The organism is Flavobacterium hercynium, from assembly GCF_002217285.1.
Taxonomy (GTDB): Bacteria; Bacteroidota; Bacteroidia; order Flavobacteriales; family Flavobacteriaceae; genus Flavobacterium; species Flavobacterium hercynium.
Window position 1 is genome coordinate 1 of the sequence record NZ_MUGW01000022.1, and the last position, 25334, is coordinate 25334.

General features: G+C 34.7%; 15 protein-coding genes. 13 read left to right on the top strand and 2 right to left on the bottom strand.

Features of this window, described 5'->3' with window-relative positions:
- Window positions 1–18: 18 nt before the first annotated feature.
- Entirely contained in the window at window positions 19–1119 is a 1101-nt protein-coding gene (locus tag B0A66_RS11165) for a DNA alkylation repair protein (RefSeq protein ID WP_089049923.1), read from the bottom strand.
- A 193-nt stretch (window positions 1120–1312) separates the two neighbouring features.
- On the opposite strand from B0A66_RS11165, the gene nadC reads away from it, so the two are divergent.
- The 5 genes from nadC (at window position 1313) to priA (ending at window position 6874) form a co-directional block, all read left to right on the top strand.
- Complete coding sequence (nadC, locus tag B0A66_RS11170) at window positions 1313–2170, top strand: carboxylating nicotinate-nucleotide diphosphorylase (RefSeq protein WP_089049924.1); 858 nt, start codon at window positions 1313–1315, stop codon at window positions 2168–2170.
- A gap of 81 nt (window positions 2171–2251) precedes the next feature.
- The gene (locus tag B0A66_RS11175) at window positions 2252–3178 is read left to right on the top strand and encodes a YihY/virulence factor BrkB family protein (protein ID WP_089049925.1); all 927 of its coding nucleotides are present in this window, start codon (window positions 2252–2254) and stop codon (window positions 3176–3178) included.
- On the top strand, window positions 3175–3606 hold the full coding sequence (locus tag B0A66_RS11180; RefSeq protein WP_089049926.1) for a DUF2147 domain-containing protein: 432 nt from the start codon (window positions 3175–3177) through the stop codon (window positions 3604–3606). Before B0A66_RS11175 ends, B0A66_RS11180 begins: the two co-directional genes overlap by 4 nt.
- Before the next feature lie 16 nt (window positions 3607–3622).
- Window positions 3623–4369: a subclass B1 metallo-beta-lactamase gene (gene bla-B1-FLAV, locus B0A66_RS11185; RefSeq protein WP_089050054.1), complete on the top strand. Its 747-nt coding sequence runs from the start codon at window positions 3623–3625 to the stop codon at window positions 4367–4369.
- Between the two features lie 24 nt (window positions 4370–4393).
- Window positions 4394–6874 (top strand): replication restart helicase PriA, encoded by a 2481-nt coding sequence (gene priA / locus B0A66_RS11190; protein WP_089049927.1) that lies wholly within the window; start codon window positions 4394–4396, stop codon window positions 6872–6874.
- A gap of 1 nt (window position 6875) precedes the next feature.
- Here the strand turns inward: priA and B0A66_RS11195 are convergent, their stop codons facing one another.
- Entirely contained in the window at window positions 6876–7574 is a 699-nt protein-coding gene (locus B0A66_RS11195) for a LytR/AlgR family response regulator transcription factor (RefSeq protein WP_089049928.1), read from the bottom strand.
- Window positions 7575–7752: 178 nt separating this feature from the next.
- On the opposite strand from B0A66_RS11195, the gene rpsF reads away from it, so the two are divergent.
- From rpsF to B0A66_RS11240, 8 genes are all read left to right on the top strand, one after another.
- Window positions 7753–8094 carry a 30S ribosomal protein S6 gene (rpsF, locus tag B0A66_RS11200; protein ID WP_089049929.1) on the top strand — a complete coding sequence of 114 codons (342 nt, stop codon included), beginning with the start codon at window positions 7753–7755 and terminating at the stop codon, window positions 8092–8094.
- Window positions 8095–8099: 5 nt separating this feature from the next.
- Window positions 8100–8396, top strand: coding sequence for a 30S ribosomal protein S18 (gene rpsR / locus B0A66_RS11205; RefSeq protein ID WP_002987043.1), 297 nt, complete (start codon window positions 8100–8102; stop codon window positions 8394–8396).
- 65 nt (window positions 8397–8461) lie between these two features.
- Window positions 8462–8902 carry a 50S ribosomal protein L9 gene (gene rplI / locus B0A66_RS11210; protein WP_007810573.1) on the top strand — a complete coding sequence of 147 codons (441 nt, stop codon included), beginning with the start codon at window positions 8462–8464 and terminating at the stop codon, window positions 8900–8902.
- A gap of 100 nt (window positions 8903–9002) precedes the next feature.
- Window positions 9003–12173, top strand: coding sequence for a TonB-dependent receptor (locus B0A66_RS11215; RefSeq protein ID WP_089049930.1), 3171 nt, complete (start codon window positions 9003–9005; stop codon window positions 12171–12173).
- A gap of 123 nt (window positions 12174–12296) precedes the next feature.
- On the top strand, window positions 12297–12770 hold the full coding sequence (locus B0A66_RS11220) for a DUF6495 family protein (RefSeq protein WP_089049931.1): 474 nt from the start codon (window positions 12297–12299) through the stop codon (window positions 12768–12770).
- Between the two features lie 1166 nt (window positions 12771–13936).
- The gene (locus B0A66_RS11230; RefSeq protein ID WP_089049933.1) at window positions 13937–22210 is read left to right on the top strand and encodes an Ig-like domain-containing protein; all 8274 of its coding nucleotides are present in this window, start codon (window positions 13937–13939) and stop codon (window positions 22208–22210) included.
- A gap of 46 nt (window positions 22211–22256) precedes the next feature.
- Window positions 22257–23189: a PorP/SprF family type IX secretion system membrane protein gene (locus B0A66_RS11235; RefSeq protein WP_089049934.1), complete on the top strand. Its 933-nt coding sequence runs from the start codon at window positions 22257–22259 to the stop codon at window positions 23187–23189.
- 11 nt (window positions 23190–23200) lie between these two features.
- Window positions 23201–25141, top strand: coding sequence for an OmpA family protein (locus B0A66_RS11240; protein WP_089049935.1), 1941 nt, complete (start codon window positions 23201–23203; stop codon window positions 25139–25141).
- The last annotated feature ends 193 nt before the right edge of the window (window positions 25142–25334 follow it).

The following is a 25334-nucleotide window of genomic DNA, read 5'->3' on the forward strand; positions in this document are numbered from 1 at the left end:
AATTCGTGAAATTCGTGTTTAATTTACCAATTCAAAATTCAGAGGATCACTTTCCGTTCCGTTAATAATAATGGATACCTTATGGATTCCGGTATGAAAAACGCGGGTTGTAATAATTTTAAAAGACTGGTTTCTTTCGATCTTAGTTAACTGATTGGGCTGATATATTTTTTCACTTATTTTGAAAACTTTTTTTGCCAGATGTCCTTTTGATTTTTTGTAATGAATAGCATATTCTAAGCGAATGGTTTTTGCTTCGTCATTTTTATTGTTCAAATGAAATTGAAACTGTAAATAATCACCAATTTTCACAATCGGTGTTTTAACTTCAAAAGAAGAAAGCTCAATGTTGGTGCTTTCCAGTCCGTAATGACTTAAGATTTCCGGATGTCCTTGTTTAAGCAAAGTTCGACAGCCATGTTTAATGATTGCATCAGTTTCTTTGCTGATACCACGCCATTTTGAAGCTATCTCTAAAACGATCTGGGGATTGTCTTTTACAATATCATTTAAGTTATTGGCAACACTTCTGCGGACATATTCTGAAGGATCATTTTTAAGGTTTTCTAAAATAGGCAGGATAGAAGCGGGGTCTTTTTTTAGAAACGGAATCGCCATTGCCCAGGGTAATCTTGGTCTTGAACCTTCGCTTGCTAATCTGCGTACGTGATGGTTTTTATGCAAAGACCATATTGTCATTTCTTCGATCATTTGTTCCTTGTACTTTAAAATAAATGGACGAACAGCAAATTCACAACTTATAAATTGAGTAATAGAAACAAAGGCTTTTGCTGAAGTTTTAAAATCATCTAAACCATACATTTCGATATAATCAGCAAAGAAAATAAAAGCCAGATTGCCATCTGTAAATTTGTTTTTTCTAAGATTTATAATGATTTTGTCAATCAAAGCAACAGCTTCGGGAAAGTTTTGAGGCATAAATTGATGCAAAACTACTGTTGTATGTTTCATGCGTTCTTTCCACTCTTTTTGAGCAAAATTGCCTTCGTAAATCGTTGCAATAAATTGCTGCTTGTCAAAAGCCGGATGGACTTCGGCTACAGTCTGACCAAAATTTTCGTAAAAAGCAACTGAGTAAATATCTTTTATTAATCCCATGATTTAGTTTGAATGAACTTCAAAGATATTTAATGTTCTTTAATTATCTGAACCATTATGATATTAAGTTTTATTAAGAGTAAAAGCCTGATTTTGCTCTCTATTTTAATGTTTTTTAAATTTTAAAATCAAAGCGAAACTTTTAAATCCACAAAATATATCCTACTTTAGCATCTTATAAAAAAATAATAAAATGATTAGCGAAGTACAATTTCAAACCGAGTTACAACTGTTAATTAGTAATGCAATTCGCGAAGATGTGGGCACAGGTGACTACAGTTCATTAGCTTGTATTCCTGAAACGGCACACGGACAAGCTAAATTATTAGTAAAAGATCAGGGAATTATTGCGGGTGTTGCACTGGCAAAAATGATTTTTGAATATGTTGATCCAAAATTAAAAATCACAAATTATATAGAAGACGGAACGCATGTAGAATACGGAGATGTTGTATTTGAAGTTTCCGGCAGTTCTCAATCTATTTTGAAAGCAGAACGTGTGGTTCTGAACACCATGCAGCGTATGTCTGCTATTGCTACAAAAACAAATCAGTACGTGCAGCTTTTAGAAGGAACAAGTGCTAAAATATTAGATACCCGAAAAACAACACCTAATTTTAGAGCTGCTGAAAAATGGGCTGTAAAAATTGGAGGAGGCGAGAATCATCGTTTTGCACTTTACGATATGGTGATGCTAAAAGACAATCATATCGATTTTGCTGGAGGCATTACGCTTGCCATAAAAAAAACAAAAGAATATTTGAAAGCCAATAATTTAGATCTTAAAATTATTGTAGAAGCAAGAGATTTAGACGAAATCCGTGAGATTCTTTTGAGTGATGGTGTACACAGAATCCTGATTGATAACTTTAATTATGAAGATACCAAAACAGCAGTTCAATTAATTGGAAGCAAATGTCAAACGGAATCTTCCGGTAACATCAACGAAAAAACAATTCGTGAATACGGTTTATGTGGTGTAAATTATATTTCATCAGGCGCTTTGACGCATTCTGTTTATAACATGGATTTGAGCTTGAAAGCTTTTTAATTTAGTTGTGAATTGTGAATTGTTAGTTAGTTGGATCTAAAATCTAAAGTCTAAAATCTAAAATCTGAAATAAATAAATATATGTCTAAAGAGATAGAAGATCGGATTGAAAGAATTCCTGTTGTACGTTCTTTTGCTAAGTTTTTAAAGAGAATACATTTGCCTTGGTTAGAAGGTTTTTCGCTTTATGACTTGGTAGAAATGTATACGCTTGGTATTCTGGAAGGAGCTTTTTCCTATCATGCCAGTGCGGTTTCGTTTAGTTTTTTCATGGCCTTGTTTCCTTTTGCATTATTTATTCTGAATTTAATTCCTTTTATTCCAATAGAAGGATTTCAGGCTGATTTTCTTTTGTTTGTTCAGCAGGGAGTTCCTCCAAACACTTACGATGCAATTAATAAAATTATCAGTGATATTTTAAATAATAGTCACTCGGGATTATTATCATCTGGTTTTTTGCTTTCTATTTTTTTGATGGCAAATGGAATTAACGGGATTTTAAGTGGGTTTGAATCTTCTAAGCATGTTTTTGATAAACGTGGTTTTTTTAGTCAATATCTGGTAGCCTTGGCGATTTCGTTATTAATGACAGTTATATTGTTTGTGACGGTTGCAACCATTGTAGTTTTTGAGGTATTTATTCAAAAAACGATTATTCAGGATGTTTTGAGCGATCGTATTCCGCTGATTATTTTGGGTCGATATTTGTTTGTTGTTTTGATGATTTTGATCACAACTTCAATATTATTGCGTTTTGGAACAAGGCAGTATAATAAAGTACCATTTATAAGTATCGGATCTGTTTTTACGACTATTTTAATTGTTATATCTTCGTTCTTTTTTGGAATTTGGGTAATAAAATTCTCAAAATATAACGAACTTTATGGTTCTATTGGGACATTATTAATTCTAATGTTTTATATTTGGATAAACTGTATGATTCTGCTTTTAGGATTTGAACTGAATGCCAGTATCAGAAAATTAAAACAAAAAAAAAATAAAGTATGAAAAATTTAATGTTAACGGTTGGTGTTTTTTTCCTTACGCTGGGTTCAATTCAGGCTCAGGGTGTTCTTGGAAAATGGAAAACAATCGATGATGCAACCGGTGAAGCGAAATCAGTTGTAGAGATTTATGAAAAATCAGGGAAATTATATGGTAAAGTAGTAGAGATACTTCGTGCCGATCATAAAAAGGATGTTTGTGTTAAATGCGATGGAGCAGATAAAAACAAACCAATCCAGGGTTTGGTAATCATTAACGGTTTGCAAAAAGACGGAGATGAATATAGCGGAGGAACAATTTTAGACCCTACAAACGGTAAAAAATACAAATGTTATATTACACTTGAATCTGCAGATAAGTTAAAACTTCGTGGTTATGTAGGGATCTCTATTATGGGAAGAACTCAATATTGGACCCGAGTAAAAAATTAAATTTATAAGTATGAAAATACGAAAATTAGCTTCGGTACTTTTATTCTTAGTAGCATTATTACCAGGCTTTGCACAATCAAAAAAATCGCCATTACAAATAAGTCATCTTACGGATGACTTTTATGTTTATAAGACGTTTCATGATTATAAAGGACAATTAATTTCAGCAAACGCTTTGTATCTTGTTACTAATGAAGGTGTTGTTTTGTTTGATGCTCCTTGGGATGTATCACAGTTTCAGCCATTATTAGACAGTATAAAAGCAAAACACAATAAAGAAGTTGTGATGCATTTTGCTACGCATTCTCATGAAGACAGAGCGGGAGGTTTGGGTTTCTATAATCAAAAAGGAATTAAAACCTATACGATACAATTAACCGACGCTATTCTTAAAAAAGAAAATAAAAAAAGAGCTAAGTTTGTAATTCCTAATGATACCACTTTTACAGTTGGTCAGCATAACTTTGAAGTTTTTTATCCTGGTAAAGGACATGCTTCAGATAATATCTTAGTTTGGTTCGACAAAGAAAAAGTGCTGTATGGCGGTTGCTTTATTAAAAGTACCGAAGCAACAGATCTTGGATATTTAGGAGATTCAGATGTAAAAGAATGGGCGAAATCAATTAAAAAAGTTCAGGCAAAATTTAAAAATCCTAAGTATATCATTACGGGTCATGATGACTGGAAAGATTTAAACTCTTTAAATCATACTTCAAAATTGGTTCAGGAATATAATACTGCAAAGGCTTCGGCTAAAAAATAATTTTCAAATCTTATAAGTAATTACATGTTTTTTGTCGAAGTAGTGCTGCCTCTTTCTCTGGCTAAAACCTTTACGTACCGTATTTCAGAATCTGAATTTCATTTTATTAAAAAAGGAATGCGGGTAGCTGTACCTTTTGGAAAAAACAAAATTTACACCGGTTTGGTGATTGATATTCATCAGAACGAACCTGGTTTATACGAAGCTAAAGAAATACATCAGATACTGGACGAAAAACCAATTGCAACCGAAGTTCAAATAAAACATTGGCTTTGGGTGGCTAATTACTATATGTGCGGTATTGGTGATGTATATCGTGGTGCATTTCCAAGTGGGTTGTTGTTGGAAAGTGAAACTATTATTTCGCACAAAACAGATGTTTCTGTAAACCAAAATGAACTCTCCGATGATGAGTTTTTGGTGTATGAAGCTTTACAGCATCAGAGTTCTTTAAAAGTTCAGGATATTATTTCGATATTAAATAAAAAAAATATTTTTCCCGTTCTTCAAAAAATGATAGCTAAAGATGTTATTGTTTTAGAAGAAGAAATAAAAGAAAGTTATAAGCCAAAATTGGTTCGTTACGTACGATTGCACTCTAAATACGAATCGAATAATGGTTTAAGTGAATTGCTTGAAGTATTGAAAAATGCTGCTAAGCAAAAAGAAATTGTAATGACCTATTTTCAGATTACAGCTTCTGAAAAAACAAGAGATGAAAACGGTCAAAGCGCACCTAAGCCTGTCACGGTAAAAAAACTGGTTGAGGCTTCTAATTCTACTTCGGCTGTCGTAAAAGCTTTAATTGACAAAGAAATATTTGAAGAGTATCTTTTACAGCAAGACCGCGTTTCGTTTAGCGGACAAGCAACGGACAAACAATTAATTCTGAGTGAAGCGCAGGATGCTGCTTTTTCGGCAATTAAGAACAGTTTTTTAGAAAAAGAAGTTTGTCTGCTTCATGGTGTTACATCAAGTGGAAAAACTGAAATTTATATTAAGTTAATTGAAGAATACTTAGTCACAGGAAGACAGGTTTTGTATTTGCTTCCTGAGATTGCACTTACGACACAATTAGTAACCAGATTGCGACTTCACTTTGGTGATAAAGTAGCTGTTTTTCATTCTAAGTACAGTAATAACGAAAGAGTTGAGGTTTGGAAACAAACGCTTGAAAGAGCAGAGAAAGCACAAATTGTGATAGGAGCCAGGTCGGCCTTGTTTTTACCTTTTAGTGATTTAGGTTTGCTGATTGTTGATGAAGAGCATGAACAAACATTTAAACAAACAGATCCTGCGCCAAGATATCACGCAAGAGATGCGGCTATTGTTTTGGCTAATTTTCATAATGCTAAAGTGCTTCTGGGGTCAGCTACACCAAGTATTGAAACTTACTTTAATACCCAAGCCGATAAATATGGTTTGGTTACGATAACGGAACGTTATAATAATGTTCGCATGCCTGAAATTGTTTTGGTCGATCTAAAAGACAAGCATTTCAGAAAAAGAATGACGGGACATTTTAGCGATCTTTTAATTGAAGAAATTGCTGAAGCAGTTGCATTGGGGGAGCAAGTAATTTTGTTTCAAAACAGACGAGGTTATTCTCCGGTAATCGAATGTATTACCTGTGGTCACGTGCCGCACTGTCAGCAATGCGATGTGAGTTTAACTTTCCATAAACATAAAAACCAGCTGCGATGTCATTATTGTGGTTATTCGATTGCAAAGCCTACGCATTGTCATAAATGTTCCAGTATTGATCTGACTACTAAAGGCTTTGGAACGGAGCAGATTGAGCAGGAATTGGCGTCTCTTTTTCCGAATGTAAAAACCGGAAGAATGGATCAGGATACAACGCGTGGGAAGTTTGGTTTTGAAAAAATTATAGATTCATTTAAAAATCGGGAAATCGATATTTTAGTGGGAACGCAAATGCTGGCTAAGGGATTAGATTTTGATAATGTGAGTCTGGTTGGAATTATGAACGCAGATAATATGCTTCATCATCCTGATTTTAGAGCTTTCGAGCGTAGTTTTCAAATGATGACACAAGTAGCAGGAAGAGCAGGAAGAGCAGAGAAACAGGGTAAAGTTGTGATACAAACCTATAATCCAAATCACAATACGATTCAGCAGGTTACAATGAATAATTATATAGGAATGTATAAGGAGCAATTGTATGATCGCCAGATTTACAAATATCCGCCTTATTTTAGAATTATAAAGCTGACATTGAAACACCGTGAATTCGAAAAATTAAAAGAAGGTTCTATGTGGTTGTATCAGGTTTTAAGTCAGAACCTGAATGTTCCGGTTTTAGGACCGGAAGAACCCGCAATCAGCAGAATCAGAAATGAATATATCAGAACGATATTGATTAAGATTCCAAACAATCTGCCTTTGGGGGCAACAAAAAAAACTATTCAGAAAATGTTGAATAGTTTTGAGGCTGTTGCTCAGTACCGAGCGATCAAAGTTGTTGCCAACGTTGATTTTTATTAATTTATGACGATGTCGAAAGTGCGCGCACTAAATCTTCTTTTTTGTTTCGGCTTAATGGAATTTTTGTAATTCCTATTTCAGCAAATTTACTGTTGAAGCGTTCTACTTTATCGATGTTGATAATGTAGGACTTGTGAACACGAATAAATTTTTCTTTAGAAAGATCGTTTTCAAAAGACTTCATAGTCGAAAGTACTAAATTACTGTCGTCTTCTGTGACAACTCTCACATAATCTCCAAAAGCTTCAATCCATTTGATTTTAGCCGTAAAGATTTTTAGTTTTTTAAGATTGCTTTTAATGAAGATGTGTTCGCCTTCTTCTTCTTTTACTTCTTTTTTAAGCAAATGCATGTCTATTGCTCTTTTTACAGAAGCATTAAAACGATCTACAGCAATAGGTTTCTGAAGGTAATCTGTAGCATCATAATCAAAAGCTTTTAAAGCGTATTCGGCTTTAGAAGTAATAAATATAATCTGCGGTTTTGATTTTAATCCGTCAAGAAAATCAAATCCGTTGATGACAGGCATTTCAATATCAAGGAAAATTAGATCAACATTATTTAGAGAGATACAACTTTTAGCTTCGATTGCGTTAGAAAAGTCACCTATTAAATGCAAACCTGGGTGATTATTGACTAATTTTGCAATAATTGTCCTCTGTATAGAACTATCATCTACAACAACACAATTTAGTTTCATAACATTCAAATTTAAAGTAAATTCAGGATAGCAATAGTAAATATATTATTTTTTTAGAACAAAAAGCTAAATTTGAACTTTATTTTTTACCATACATCGAATAAATGTAAAAAAGTGTTGTGTATATAAAAATTATCACTACTTTTGCACCCAATTTTAACAAATAAATATTGTATTTATGAATCATTATGAAACTGTTTTCATTTTAAATCCCGTTTTATCTGAGGTTCAGGTGAAGGAAACAGTAACGAAATTTGAAGAATTTCTTACTAGTAGAGGAGCTGAAATGGTATCAAAAGAGGATTGGGGTCTTAAAAAAATGGCTTACGAAATCCAAAACAAAAAAAGTGGTTTTTATCACTTATTTGAATTCAAAGTAGCTGCAGAAGTTCTGCTTGCTTTTGAAACTGAATTTAGACGTGACGAAAGAGTTATGCGTTTCTTAACTGTAAGTTTAGATAAACATGCTATTTCTTGGGCTGAAAGAAGAAGAGCCAAATTAAAATCTACTAAAGCTTAATTATTATGTCTACAATAGAGCAATCTGCAAAAGGAAAAAAAGACGGGGATATCAGATATCTTACGCCTTTGAACATTGAAACTAACAAAACTAAAAAATACTGTCGTTTCAAAAAATCAGGAATCAAATATATCGATTATAAAGATGCTGATTTCTTATTGAAATTCGTTAATGAGCAAGGAAAAATTCTTCCTCGTCGTTTAACTGGAACTTCATTAAAATACCAAAGAAAAGTTTCTGTAGCTGTGAAAAGAGCTCGTCACTTAGCTTTAATGCCATACGTGGCCGATTTATTAAAATAATATTAAACTAAAGTTGTTGGTTTCCCGTCAAAAGGAACCTAACTTCTAAATATAAGGACAACAACATGGAACTTATTTTAAAACAAGACGTACAAAACCTAGGATTTAAAGATGATGTAGTATCTGTAAAACCTGGTTACGGTCGTAACTTCTTAATTCCTCAAGGTTTTGCTGCTTTAGCAACTCCTTCTGCTAAAAAAGTTTTAGCTGAAAACCTAAAACAAAGAGCACACAAAGAAGCTAAAGTTGTTGCTGATGCTAAAGCATTAGCTGAAACTTTAAAAGCTCTTGAAATTAAACTTACAGCAAAAGCTGGTGGTGAGAAACTTTTTGGTTCTATCACTAACATCGACATCGCTGAAGCTTTAGAGAAATCAGGTAACGCTATTGATAGAAAATTCATCACTAGTGGTATCGTAAAACGTACAGGAAAATATTCTGCTAGCATCCGTTTACACAGAGATGTTATCGTTGATTTACCATACGAGATTATCGCTGAAAAATAATATTTTGTTAACTTATTGTTAATAAGATTTGAAAATCACTCCTAGGAGTGATTTTTTTTTGACTAATTTTGAATGAAATAACTCACTCAAAATCAGTAAAATGAAAAAAATCTTTGTATTACTATTATGTGTCTTTGGTCTTACTGTTGCTGTAGGACAAAGTACCACCTCTAGTATTAAGGGAATAGTAAAAAGTTCATCAGGAGAACTTCTGCCAGGCGCAACCATCTTGGCAGTTCACACCCCTACCGGTTCAAAATATTCTTCGCTCTCCAACGAAGATGGCAGGTTTAATATTCTTAATATGAGAATTGGAGGGCCTTATAAAATTGAAGTTACTTTTGTGGGATATCAAAATCAGGTATACGATGATGTATATCTTGATCTAGGAAAGGTCTTTACACTTGATGTTGTCATGAATGATGCAAGTCAGACCTTAGAAGAAGTAAAAGTAGTTTCAAAAAATAAAATTTTCGAAAGCGGAAGAACGGGTGGCGAGACAACGATTGGAAGAAAAGAACTAACAGCTTTACCAACCATTTCAAGATCAGCTGAAGATTTTACCCGATTAGATCCAACTGCAAGTGGAGGTTCTTTTGGAGGTAGAAATGATCAATACAATAGTTATTCTTTAAATGGAGCTGTATTTACCAATCCGTTTGGATTAGATGCTGCTACTCCGGGCGGGCAAACAGGTTCTCAGCCTATTTCTTTAGATGCAATCGAACAAATTCAGGTAGCTACTGCACCTTATGATGTTACTTTATCCGGTTTTACAGGAGCTTCTGTAAATGCCGTTACCAAATCCGGAACAAATGAAATTCACGGAACTGCTTATGCATTTTACCGAAATCAGGATTTGACAGGAAGCAAAATAAAGGGCGAAAAAATATTTGTACCTTCATTAGAGCAAACTCAGGCAGGATTTAGTTTAGGAGCACCTATCATTAAAGATAAATTGTTCATTTTTGGAAACTTTGAAATTGATAAAAGAAGCGACTTAGGCTCTAATTTTGTTGCGAATAATAATGATGGTATTATAGGAATAAATGAATCACGCGTTTTAGAATCTGATTTAATTGCAGTTTCTAATGCTTTAGCAAATTTAGGATACGACACGGGTGGGTATCAAGGGTACAAACACGAATCAAATTCGACTAAAGGGATTATTAAACTAGACTGGAATATCAGTGACGATCATAAATTAGCGGTTATTTATAATTTTCTGGATGCTTCAAAAGACAAACCAGCGCATCCTACAGCTTTAGGTTTTAGAGGTCCAAATGCTTCTATTTTACAATTTAGAAATTCAGGTTATCAAATTAATAATAAGCTTAGCTCATTTTTGGTAGAATTGAATTCAAAGTTTAGCGAAAAAGTATCCAATAAACTACAGGCAGGATATACGCATTTTGATGACTTTAGGGTTCCGTTCTCTAGTCCGGCTCCGGTAATTAATATTCAGGATGGTGCGGGCGCAAATTATATTATTGCGGGTCACGAACCTTTTTCGGTTAATAATACATTGGATCAAAAAGTGATTCAGATTACAGATAATTTGACTTATTCTGTAGGGAAACATGCTTTTACCTTTGGAACTGCTTTCGAAAAATTTCAATTTGCTAATTCCTTCAATTTAGGAGGTTATGACAATTTTGGAAATCCAAATGGTTATGCAGGAACATTTTTTACACCTTATTTTACAACACAGGATTTTCTTAACGATGCTGCGCAGCCTTATGCAACAAGTATGATAGCTCAAAACCTGCAATATGCACAAGATGTTAATGCAGCGAGAAATAGCAATGGTGTTGGTGCAGATAACGGATGGAAATTATCAGAACTAAATGTTGGGCAAATTGCACTTTATACTCAGGATGAAATTAGTGTAAACGACAATTTCAAATTGTCTGTAGGTTTAAGAGTAGATAAGCCTTTGTATTTTAATACTCCTGATTTAATTGAAAAATATATCGGTACGGCCAATGGTGGTTCCGGAAGAGATAATGCAGTAGATTATTTTGATCCTAAAACGGGTCAGGCGGTAAAATTAATTTCTACTGATATGCCAAGTAACAGAATATTGTGGTCGCCAAGAGTTGGTTTCAACTGGGATGTGACAGGTAATGCTACTTCTCAGCTACGTGGAGGATCAGGAATTTTTACAGGTAGAATTCCGTTTGTATGGTTAGGAAATCAGGTAAGTGGTGCAGATGATAGCTTTTTTCAAATTATGGATCCTAATTATAAATGGCCACAGGTTTGGAGAACAAGTCTGGGATACGATCATAAATTTGAGAACAATTATATCGTAACTGTTGATGTGTCTTATAATAAAGATATTAATGCGGTACATGTACAGAATTGGGGTTTAAAATCGCCTACCGGAGTTTTAGGTGGTGTGGATAACAGAGTTATTTATACAGCGGCAGACAAAGGAGCGAACAATGCTTTTGTAATGTCAAATTCTGATAAAGGAAGTGCTTTTAATTCTTCTGTAAAAGTGCAAAAGACATTTGATAATGGACTATATGCAAGTTTAGCTTATAACTATTTAAAATCTCAGGATGTTAACTCTATAGAAGCAGAAATTACAGGTGATGCATTCGCATTTAATCCTTCGTTAGGAAATGTAAATAACGATGTTCTTTCGAATTCTAAATATGGCGATAATCATCGTTTTATTGGTGTAGGTTCCAAAAAATGGAAATACGGAAATGATAAGTGGGCAACAACAGTTTCTACTTTTTTCGAATATGCAAGAGGAGGTCGTTTTAATTATACGTATGGTGGAGATATTAATGGAGACGGTTCTGCTGTAAACGATTTGATTTACATTCCAACAAAAGCAGAAATTGGTCAAATGGCATTTAGTGGTGCAGGACAGGCTGAAGCTTTTGACAGATATATTGATCAGGATGATTATATGAAAGACAGAAGAGGGCAGTATGCAGAGCGTTATGGAGCTGTATCGCCATGGAGAGGCAGATGGGATATAAAATTATTACAGGATTATAATTTTAAAGTATCATCTGCATCTGAAAAAAAGAATACAATTCAATTTAGTATCGATGTTTTGAATTTCGGAAATTTATTAAATTCTAATTGGGGAGTTGTGCAAGTGCCTACAAGTGTACAGCCAATTGGTGTAACAGTTGTTGGAAATACGCCAACGTATACTTTTACGAATACAGAAACCAAAACCTTTAGTTATGATGCCAGTTTAAATTCAAGATGGCAGGCGCAATTTGGTATACGATACATTTTCTAGTAAAGCAAAAAAAGTTATAAATTTGCCCTCGCATTCGTGAGGGCTTTTTTTATGGATTAACGGAATGAATTAAGGTACATTCCTGTTCGTTTGAAGCTTCTTTTAATTAGAAAAATAATAATAATGAAATACGCAAGATTAACAAAAGAGCAATTTGATGAATTGCATGCAGAATTCTCTAATTTTTTGGCAACCCAGGCAATTGATAAAGGAGAGTGGGATTCTATTAAAATAAACAAACCAGAAGTAGCAGAACAGGAGTTAGATGTATTTTCAGATCTAATTTGGGAAGGAGTTTTGTCAAGAGCAGAATTTTTAGAGCATTTTTCTAAAAACCATATATTTTTATTTCAATGTTTTGAATCACATGTTCAGTCTATTGTATTAAAATCATTAGTTCCTGAAACGGATTTTTTGACTAAAGAAGGATTACAATGGTTAAGTGATAATATGTTCACGGAAACTATTGAAATGAAAGTTGGAAAGAAAGTGTTTACTGAAGAAAGAAATACTTCAATTTTTGAATTGATTCAGCAAGGTGCTTTTTTGAGCGATGGTCAACTTTTCAAACAAATTAACACTATCATAGAATCATAATAAGAAAATAAAACTTTTAAAAAGGTAAATAGCTTATTTTTAGTTGTTTGCCTTTTTTTAGCCTTTTTAACATTTGTTTAAACTTTTATGTTTTTTAGCACCCGTATTTTTACCCGTTTTTTTGGAATTCTCTAAAGAAATGCCTTTTCTACACTTTTTTATAAGTTTTGTATGGTATTTTATGATTTTTATACTGTTATTAACTTAATTTTGGCTTATTTGTGTAGGTTAAATATTACTTTTTAATATTTAGTCTAAAATACAATTTTTATTTTTTTGTAATTCTAAATGCTCTTTTCACTTGTAAAATGTTGTTTTACCTGATATTCAGGCAGTTTTTTAAGTTTTTATTTTTTGCTTTATTTTAAAAAATAAGAATTTTACATTTGTTTTATATTCTAGTTTTTTATAATTTTAGGTAAGGAAGTTAAACAAAACGATTTCTTGATTTTAAAGTTAATAAGATATATAGAACCTCAAATTATGCTGCTTATGGAATTGACAATTACTTTTTTCGTCAAGTTTGTATTAGGTGCTAAAATACTTTTAGCTTTTCATTATTTTACTTTTAATAAAATACTAAAATTTAATTCTAAATTGAATTTCAGTTTGTTTAATACTTATTTGTATAAATTTCAAAATTCCAAGATTATTTCTTTTTCATTATCAAAATCAAGTCAATTGATGTTTGTTAATGAAAAATTTTCTTGTGATTGAGTCTTGTGAAATTTATAAAGTAGGTTGAAGTAAAAAAATTATAAATCAATTTTTAGTTGGTAATTCTAAATAAAAAGAAACAGCAGAGCGCCTAATCAACATTCTGTAACTATTAATTGATTCGACTAAATATATAAATTTTCTGAAATCCCTCATTTTCAGATTTTAATTTTCGATTATGAAAATTGATTACTACAAATCATACTACATCGAATATTGACTTAAGTTAATATTCTTCAAAAGTTTTGGAACAATTATTTATCCGAATGGGATAACTATTTTTTATAACAAAGCAAAAAAATATTTTTTAAGAAATCTACTTAATTGACTTATTGCCGAGTCTTTAAGTTTAATTCTAACCAATTGATTATTAACGTTTTTTTAATTGCCTAAGTATTCGTACTTATCGCAACAAGTATTTTATTGTCCATTTTCTAATCTTCCAAATTATGAAAAAAATCTTTACTTTTTCTAATCTCAACTTTAAGGAGAGATTGTTCGGACTATTATTTTTAATGTTTTTATCTGGTACTTCATTTGCGCAAACTGTTTGTAGACCAAGTTCTCAAACTAATTCGCAAGGTGGATTGCTATGTGTGGGCTTAAATGTAGATAGTCCCGGGAATGCCTTTGATACCGGAGGCTTAACCACTTTTGCTACACTGACTAATGCAGTTGGAGTAGGATGTTTCGTAGAGGAAACATTGACACTAGGTCAAACTGCGAGAGCAGGCGATCAGATTGTTATTTACTTTGGTACAGGAAATTCTGTACTGGATGTAGGATTACTGTCAAATGCAACTATTCAACCTAAATTGTCATCAGTAAATTCAGGTACTAGCTTAGCATTAAACAGTCCGCTCCTGAACTTAAATCTGTTATCCGGAAATAATATTGCTGAGGCAAGATATACGTTGACCGGAGATACCAATCAGGTTCAAATTCAGGTAGGAGGACTTTTAAGCTTATTAGTTAGTTTAAGGATATATGATGTTCGTTTAGAATTTGCACAACCGACCGTAACAGGAGGATTAAATCAGACAATTTGCGCTGGTACTTCAACAACACTTGTAGCTACTCCGTCAGCAGGAACTACCTTAGCATGGTATAGTTCACCAACTGCTACAACTGCTTTACAAATAGGAAACAGTTATCCGACACCAATTTTAACAGCTAATACTACCTATTATATTGGGGTATCAAGAGGCGGAACTTGTGAGAGTAATTCACGAGTACCTGTTGTAGTAAATGTTGCAAATCCTGTTGCACCTAGTTTAAGTACTACAGGAACTGCAATATGTTCTACAGGAGCTACGCAACAAACAACTTTATCTGTTTCAAATCCGGTTGCAGGAACAACATACAATTGGTATTCAGTTGCAAGTGGAGGCGTTTCATTGGCATCTGGTACAACTTACTCGCCTACTGTTTCGGTAGGAACAACTCCATTTTTTGTAGAAGCTGTAATAGGTGGCTGTGTTAGTCCGGCTCGTACAGGAATTAGTGTGGTATCTGTGGCAGTGCCTGCGTTACCAACTTTATTAACTCAAAGCGCTACTATTCAGGCTGGGCAAAACGCTACTTTAAGTGCTGCTGCTTCTCCGCCGTCTTCCGGAGCAACTTTAAACTGGTATGACGTCCCTACTGGCGGAACGGCTCTTGCTACAAATTCACCAACATTTACTACACCTATATTAAACGCTACAAAAACATTTTATGTTGAGGCTCAAAGTACTACAGGAAATTGCGTAAGCGCAACAAGAGTTCCTGTAGTAGTTACAGTTTTACCATCTCCATTAGGAGGATGTTTAGAAGCCAATAGCCAGCAAACAGCTCAAAATGGTTTATGTTTATTGTGTAGCACAACAACACCTAATAATTCTGTTGATGGAAATCCGACTACGGCAGCCAGACTTACTGTTCCTGCCGGGTTATTAAATGCAGGAATAGTACAAACATTACAATTTAGTAATCCTGGTAAAGCAGGAGATATTGTAGATGTAGATTTAGGCTTGCCAGGCGGCATTGCTGATGTTGTGTTATTAGGAGGAGTAAGTTTAGCCACTTATAATGGAGCTACTTTTAATAATGATAGAGTTTTAATTACTAATCCTTTAGTAACATTACAAGTATTATCAGGAGATCGTTTTAGAGCCAGTATAGTTGCTGGTGCGAATTTTGATCGTGTCGAAATACGATTTGGAGGATTAGCCACGCTTTTATCAAATTTAGATATTTATCAGGCAACGTACAGATATAAAGCGCCAACAATTACGGGTAATACAACTATTTGTGCAGGAACTGCCGCTACAGTAGTGGCTAGTTTGGGAGCAGGTGAAACAGTGGGCTGGTATGCTGCTCCGGCAGGAGGTACAGCCATCGTTAGTACAGCTTCTTTTACCACTCCAAATTTAAATGCTGCAACAACATATTATGTTCAAATTACCAGAAATGGATGTGTAAACAGTGAGAGAACTCCCGTTTTAATAAATGTTACCAGTCCGGTAACGCCGGTTATTAGTCCGGCTTCTGCAACTATTTGTAGCGGACAAGGTACTGTATTTGCGGTTCAGGCACCCGTTACAGGTACCGTTTATAATTGGTACGATGCTGCTACGGGAGGAAATTTAGTTTTTACAGGTACTTCATTTTCAGCACCAGCTTTGACAGCAAATACGACATATTATGTTGAAGCTTCAATAGGAAGCTGTATTAATGCTACCCGTACTCCTGTAAGCATTACAGTAAATCCTTTACCAGCAACAGCAACACCGGTTTCTTCCAATGTAATTATTCAATCTGGACAAACTGTTGCGTTGCAGGTTTCAAATTCCGTACCTGATGTAACGTATGATTGGTTTGATGTACCTACAGGAGGAACAGCTATAGCTACCAATACAGCGACATATACGCCAAATCCGGCGCTGATGCAAAGTAAAACATATTATGTGCAGGCGAGAAATACAATAACAAATTGTGTAAGCGGTACAAGAGCCGTTATAGACGTAACTGTTATTACTACCGTTAATGGTTGTTTACAGCCTAATTTTCAGGCTACAAGTCTTAACCCTGTTGTAATATGTGTTGGGTGTACAAGTACAAATCAAAATGGTTCTGTTGACAATGATATAAATACATTTGCTAATCTTTCTATGCCGGTTGGCGTGGGAAGTTATATTCAACAGCGTTTAACATTTCCTACTCCTGGTCAGGCTGGGGATATTATAGATGTAGAATTAGAAGTTCCTGTTGGAACTCTTGATATCAGTCTTGTGTCTAATATTACCTTAGCGACTTATAGTGGTGGAGTTTATAATAATGACCGAACTGCAGTTAATAACAATGTATTAAATGTTCAGTTATTATCAGGAAATAGATTTAAAGTTAGCTTTACTGCAGCAGCTTCATTTAATGAACTTGAAATCAGATTAAGCGGCTTAGCTACAGTTGTAGCCAGTGTAAATATTTATGGAGCTTCTTACAGATTTCCAAATGCTGTTATAACAGGAAATGCAACTCCAATTTGTGCAGGAGGAAGTGCGACATTGGGAGCAACAGCTTCGGGAACAGAAACTTTTACCTGGTATACTGTCCCAACAGGAGGTACTCCGGTATCTGTAACTCCAACAGCGCAATTGAATGCTACAACAACATTCTACTTGCAGGCGACGAGAGGAACTTGTGTTAATACTATTAGACAGGCTGTTACAGTAAATGTTTTACCAGTTCCAACGGCAGCAAATATTATTATTGCAAGTCCTGTAGAAGCTACTTGTACCGGTGGTGCTGTTTTAACTCCGACATCTACTATAGCCGGAGCAACATTCAGATATTATACAAGTCAGACAAAAGCTCAGGAAATAACCACCGGAACTATTGGAGGAGTAACGTATGTAAAAGATGCTACAACGGGAGCACTAACAATTAGTGGTCTTACCCTTTCATCAGCACCATTCAGTTATTTTATTTCAGCTACTAATGGTGGAATTTGCGAAACTGCAGCTCAGGCATTAAAAGAAGTTGTTATAAATGCTCCGGCTCTAACACCTTTAACAGTAATACCAACTCCGTTAGCAGGTTGTGGAACTGTAGATTTAAGAAATGCAATTTCTCCTTTGGATACTACAGGAAATACAACGTATACTTTTTACGATTCATTAAATAATGTTATTCCTCCGGCTGCGGCAGGAAATATAAATACAAGTGGTGTTTACTTCATTCAAGCTCAAGGTAACGGTGTTACATGTCCATCTGCAAGACTTCAGGTGACAGTTAATGTTAATCCGTTACCAAGTTTGACTGTACCGCCATCTATCTCAGTAAATGTGGGTACATCTGTTCCGCTTACTGCAACATCAAACGGAACGGTAACCTGGTATGATCCAGCAGGTAATCAGGTAGTAGGTTCTACAGGAGCATTAAATACTCCGGGAGTTTATACCTATACAGCCGTTGCAACAAATGCAAGTTGTTCCATAACTGCTACTTTCTCGATCAATGTAATTTCAGTAACTGCTTGTCAGTTATTAACAGAAAGAGTATATGCTACAACACAAACTTCAGGCTCGCTTTTAACAGGTACTGTAACCAATGGCGGAAACGCTGTTGATGGTAATACGAGAACTTATTCTACAATTACAACAGGAATTGGACTTTTAGGAATTGGAAGCGCGTGGCAAAATTTACAATGGCCAACAACTATTCCAAAAGGAACTCCAGTAAAAGTAAAATTAGGTTCTGAATACAGTGCAGTAGCCGTAGGTCAAAATTTAAGTGTGATTGGAACTAAACGTGACGGATTAGGAAATCCAGTTGATATTGGAGTTTTACAATCTGTTTCAGGATCATTATTGAATTTATTATCTGGCGAGAATGCTTATGAATTTACTTTTGTTCCTTCAAATACAGGAGGACCTCAGGATTATGACGGAATAAGAATTCAATCCGCAGCTATTGTTGGTGTTCTTCAAAACACAAGAGTTTACGATGCTCATTACAGCATTCAGGTACCAACTATAGCTTGTACACCGGGAGATATTCAGGATATTTACCATGGTGCGACAGATTTAGGTCTGCCTATAGGAGCAGTAACAGCAACAGTAGGTGTTACAGACCCTTATAACGTATCAGATAATGATATTGCAACTTTTGCAACCATGTATAGTGGTATTAATGCACTTGCTGCAGCAGATTTGACTGTGGTATTCAAAACGCCATCAATAGCTACTGATAGTATAAAAATTGTGATTTCTAAGCCTGCTGTGCTTTTAGATGTAACAGCACTTACAGGATTAAGTATTCAGCGATATCTTGGTAATGTACCGGTTGGAGCTCCAATATTAAATACAGATTCATTATTGAGTATTAGATTATTACCGGGAAATACTATGGCAACAGTACTTATAGAATCTCAACCAGAACCTTTTGATCGCATCAGAATTCGTTTAGGAGGTGCTGTAGGAGTATTGGATTTTTTAAGAGTTCATACTGTAGAGCGAGTAGCCAACACGAAAGTCATAGATAGTGATATTAATAATAACATAACAGTTTGTCCTGGCAGTAGTGTTATACTTGAAGTCCCTGCGGAAAGCTGCTCGACTTATGTATGGTATGATGCACCTACAGGTGGTAATGTTGTAGCAAATGGCGGAACATTTAATATTCCGGCTACATTAGCACCAGGAACGTATAAATATTATATACAACCGGTACGTTATGACTGTGAAGTTTATGCAAGAGGAGAAGTAACCGTTACTATTGATGATTTAAGCCCTGCAACAACTTTAACAGATATAACTTTAAACGGAGGATCAGATACAAGTATTTGTTCTCCAACAGGTGCAGTAACTTTAGCAACAAGCTTAAGTGGAAATCCAGCATTGACAAATCCAATTTATTACTGGTATGTTTTTGATGGAACAACAGATCAGTTAGTTGCAGGACAAACTAATTCTCAACTGCCTTTAACAGGTTTGGCTCCGGGAACTTATACTTATTCTGTTGGCGTTAGCGGAACTGAGTTTTGTCAGACTGCAGAAGCAGATAGAAAAAAAATAACATTTACTATACTTAAAGCATCAATCGCAAGTGATATTACGGTTAATGATGTAGCGGTATGTCACGATGTTCCGGCTACTTTAACACCAACAGCATCGGTTACATTTACCAATCCGGTTTTTACCTGGTATTTTGATGCTGCTAAAACACAACCTATAGTAAATGGAGCTGTTGTAGGTACTGTAACGTATAACATAAGTGCTACAGGTGCTTTAACAGTAACTGGATTAACTCGTGCAATGAGCCCAAGTACTTATTATGTAGCGGTTGCAAGTGATGTTTCATGTGAGAATCTTGCAGGAACACTTGAACCTGCAACCATATTAATAAATGATCCCGCTACACCAACGACTACAGATGATACTCCGGATTTCTGTTTGATAGATGCACCAACAGTTTCTGATATTGTTGTAAACGAAACAAATGTAGTTTGGTATATTGCTGCAACAGGCGGAAGCCCTCTTGCACCAACAACCGCTTTAATAGACGGAACAATTTATTATGGTGCTTTTGTTGATCCTTTAACAGGATGCGAAAGTTCAGGAAGATTGGCCGTTACAGTAAATATTAATGATGCGTTACCACCAACAACTACAGATACTACTCAGGAATTTTGTTTAGAAAATGCACCAACACTTGCTAATATTGCAGTAGATCAAACTGGTGTAATCTGGTATGCTGCAGCACAAGGCGGAACACCTCTTGCAGCAAATACAGCTTTAGTAAATGGAATTACATATCATGGAGCATTAGTTGATCCATTAACAACTTGTGAAAGCTCTGCAAGATTGGCCGTTACCGTAACAATTAATGATCCGGGAACACCTAGTACGACAGATATAACTCAGGACTTTTGTTTAGCCAATGCACCAACAGTTGCTGATATTGCAGTAAACGAAACCGGCGTAATCTGGTATGCTGCACCACAAGGAGGAGCTCCACTTGCAGCAAATACAGCTTTAGTAAACGGAACAGTTTATTACGGAGGTTTTACAGATGCTTCAACAACTTGTTCAAGTGCTGTACGATTAGCTGTTACCGCAAATGTTACAGATCCTTTGCCACCAACTACAACAGATACTACACAAGATTTCTGTATTACAGCTGCACCAACAGTTGCTAATATTGCAGTAGATCAAACTGGTGTAATTTGGTACACAGCTGCACAAGGCGGAACTGTTATCGCACCAACAACTGCGTTGGTAAATGGAGGAATTTATTTTGGAGCATTGGTAAATCCTATTACAACTTGCGAAAGTTTAGGAAGATTAAGAGTAGATGTAACGTTACTTAATGCAAGTGCAACACCAACGACGAATGAGAATCCTCAAAATTTCTGTTTAATAGATGCACCAACAGTTGCGAATATTCAGGCGAATGAAGCAAATGTAGTTTGGTACAGCGCTGCAACAGGAGGAACTGCTCTTCCTGCTACAACAGCACTTGTAAGCGGAATATATTATGGAGCTATTTCAGGTGCAGTGCCTTGCGAGAATCCTTTAAGATTGCCTGTAACAGTAAATGTAAATACTCCAGATATTATTAATTCACCAACAGCAGTACAGGTATTCTGCGCTTCGGCAACACCAACTATAGAAGATATAGTAGTAAGTCAGCCAAATGTTGTCTGGTATACTTCAGCAACGGGAGGTACTCCATTACCACCAAATACGCCACTTACTGCAGGAACCTATTATGCTACAACAGATAATAATGTATCAATTGGCTGTACAAATGCTGCAAGATTAGGAGTAGGTATAGAATTTCAAAACGATGCTTTATTTCCATTGGTTTCTACAGACGATACACCATGTGTGTTTCAGGGAATTAGCTATTCAGTTGCCAATGGAAAATCAGATTATGTTTGGTCTGTTACAAATGGAACCATTACATCTGGTGGAGGAAATGCAGATGGAACAGCAACGATTTCATGGTCAGATGTAGGTCCGGGAAGAGTTGAGGTAACGTATCTTAATAATTGCGATGAAACCACAACAAAATCATTAGACCTAACTGTTGCAACATGTTCAGACTTAACAATTACCAATACAGTTAGTAACCCTAAACCTAGTTTTGGTGAAATCATTGTCTTTACCATTACAGTAAACAATGTTGGACAAGGAACAATTCTGAATACAATTGTAAGTGAATTAATTCCGAGTGGATATGATTTAGTATCCTTCACTACAACAGTAGGAGTATATGATCCTGTAACACAGCTTTGGACCATTCCAACATTAAATCCTGGAGATAGCCAAATATTAGAAGTTAGACTTTTAGTATTACCAAGTGGTAATTACAACAATGTTGCAACGATTGAAATTTCAACTCCTTTAGATGTTGATGCTGCTAATAATTCAGCAACAGCTTTTGTGGAACCAGTTTGTTTTACAGTTTATAATGAGTTTACGCCAAATAATGACGGAGCTAACGATTTATTTAAAATTGACTGTATCGAAGCTTATCCAAACAATGAATTGAAAGTTTTCAATAGATATGGTTCATTAGTATACAGTAAAAAAGGTTATGAAAATGATTGGAACGGTACAGCTAATGTATCAGGAGTTCTAAGTAGAGGAGATATGTTGCCAACAGGTACTTATTTTTATGTGATAGACATTGGAGACGGAACGATTAAAAAAGGATGGTTATCTATCATGAGATAATTAACTGATCTAATCATCTAACTAATTTAACTTAATAAGTATCGTTATGAAACTATATATAAAATCATTAGAATCATATTTTATTATAATATGTTCTTTTATTACGTTTTGCGCAAATGCGCAACAAGATCCACAGTATACACAATATATGCACAACACAATGTCGATAAATCCTGCTTATGCAGGATCTACCGGCGGTGTAGAAGCAGCGCTATTATATCGTTCACAATGGATCGGAATTCCGGGTGCTCCGCAGACACAATCATTCTCTATTCATACGCCACTCCGCAATGAGAATATAGGTTTAGGATTTAGCGTGGTGAATGACAAAATCGGGCCATCAAATGAATTGTACATCGATGGAAATTTTGCTTATTCAATTCCACTTGGTTATGAAAAAAGATTGGCATTTGGTGTAAAAGCAGGTATGCGAATGCTAAATGTTGACTGGTCAAAAGGGAGATATTACGATCCTAATGATGTTTTGTTAAATCAAAATATCAACAATCAGGCAAAATTAGCTGTTGGAGCCGGAGTTTATTACTATACCGATAGATGGTATGTAGGTTTATCTATTCCTAGTTTTATAGAAAGCAACTATTACGATGATATTCAGGAATCAATATCTTATGACCGATTGCATTACCATTTAATGGGGGGATATGTATTTGATTTAACTCCAAGTTTAAAATTTAAACCGGCCTTTTTAATAAAAGCCGTAACTGGAGCTCCTATTAGTGGTGATATTTCGGCAAACTTCATGCTTTATGAAAAATTGGTTCTTGGAGGTGCTTACAGAACAGATGATTCTGTAGCATTCCTGGCGGGTTTTCAATTATCAAGAAGTTTATACATCGGATATGCCTTCGATTATACAGTAAGTCAATTAAACAAATACAACGACGGTTCACATGAAATTATCCTTCGTTATCGATTTAACGAGAGAGAAAGTAAAATCAAGTCACCTAGATTCTTTTAAAATGTAAACCTATGAAAAAATTATATGTCCTAAGTTTAGTTTTGAGTCTTACGTTTGGTTTTGCTCAGACTAATTTGAAAAAAGCGGATGCCTTGTTTAAAAATTATTCTTATCAGGATGCTTCAAAAGCCTACGAGGAAATTTTACAAAACATTAAAAATCCATCTGCTCAAACGTTAAAGAATGCTGCCGACTCGTACTATTTTATTTCAGATGCGCAAAATGCACTCAAATGGTATCGAAAGCTCTATGAAGTACAAGGCAACAATTTAACCGATATTTACTATCTGCGGTACATTCAGTCCATGAAAGGAATGATGGATTACGAGGAAGCGAATAGAGTTACCAAAGAGTATCTGGATAAAAAAGGAGATCAAAAGGAGATCAACAGATATGTAGCCCAGAAAAAAATCTTAGATAGTTTGTCTAAAGCAAAGTCACTTTATTCAATTAAAAATCTGGAGATTAATACTAGTAAATCTGATTTTGGAGCTACTTTTTTTGGAGACAAAGTAGTGTATACATCAGCAAGGGATACGACAAAATTTGCTGAAAAGCTGTATAACTGGAATAATCAGCCGTTTCTGAATTTATATGTTGCGGAAAGAAATCCAGCTGATAATACACTTTTTAATGAAGAAATGTTTCTGCCAAATGTAATGACAAAATATCATGAAGCAACAGCAACGTTTGATGATAAAGGGAAGACAATTTATTATACGACCAATATTGTAAAGAAAAACAAATTGGTTGTTGATGATACCAAAACCAATAATTTTCATCTCGTAAAAGGTGAAATTGTCAACAATAAATTAGAAAACCCACAAGATATTTTGTTTAATAAAAGTACAGAATATTCTGTTGGACATCCATCCTTAAGTGAAGATGGTAAAATGCTTTTTTTTGCATCAGATATGCCAGGTGGATATGGCGAAACGGATTTGTATTATGTGAAAATTGCCAGTGACGGAACAATCATGAGTTCTCCTCAAAATCTGGGACCGCAAATCAATACAATTGGTAATGATGTTTTTCCTTATTTTAATAAAGGAGTACTTTACTTTTCTTCCGATGGGCATTATGGTATGGGAGATTTAGATATTTATGAAAGTACATTTTTAGCAGATGGAAGTTTTTCGACACCAAAAAATTTAGGAGCACCGATTAACAGTAATAAAGATGATTTCGCTTTTGTAATGGACAGAGCAGGTACTTATGGTTATGTTTCCTCTAATAGAGCCGGAGGTAAAGGCGATGATGATATTTATTCTTTTCTAAAAGCCAAACCAGCTTGTAATCAAAGTATATCAGGTAAAGTTATTGATAGAAGATCCAAATTGCCAATTACAGAGGTAACCATTATTGCGTATGATTCTTTTGATGAAGTTTTAGCCGAAACCAAATCGAATTTCGAAGGAAAATATGCTGTTGTGATACCATGTAACAAGCAGGTTAGATTAGAGGCTACAAAGATGAACTACAGTCATGATGAAAAAAATGTTGAAACGACGAAAGAGAATCAAAGAGAAATTGTAGATGTAGATTTTGAACTTAGTAACTATGACGATTTGGTAGTTAAAAAGAAAGGAGTCGAAAAAGTAGATGTAAATCCAATTTATTTTGATTATGATAAATCCGATATAACACCGCAAGCAATTGAAGAATTATCTAAAGTGGTTTTTGTCATGAAAAACTTTCCGAATATCAGAATCAAGATAGAAGCACATACAGATTCTCGCGGTAAAGATTCCTATAACCTTAAACTTTCTGATAACAGAGCTAAATCGACACGAGACTACATAGTTTCGCAGGATATAGACGCTTCAAGAATAGAAAGTGCTATTGGTTACGGAGAAAGCAGATTAATAAATAAATGTAAAAACGGAGTGAAATGTACAGAGCAAGAGCATTTGTTAAATAGACGTTCCGATTTTATCATTATCCAAAAATAGTTTTATATTTGCATGCTAATTTATTGATAATCAGTATTTAAAAATATACAACGTAGAAACCATTTGGAAGTTGGTTTTGTTTAATTCTTTTTTAAGAATATTGGACAAGAAGAAAATCAAGTTGCATCATTTTGCAACTTGATTTTTGATTTTAAAACTTTTTGCTTTTACTGTTTTTCAGCAAAAATTATCC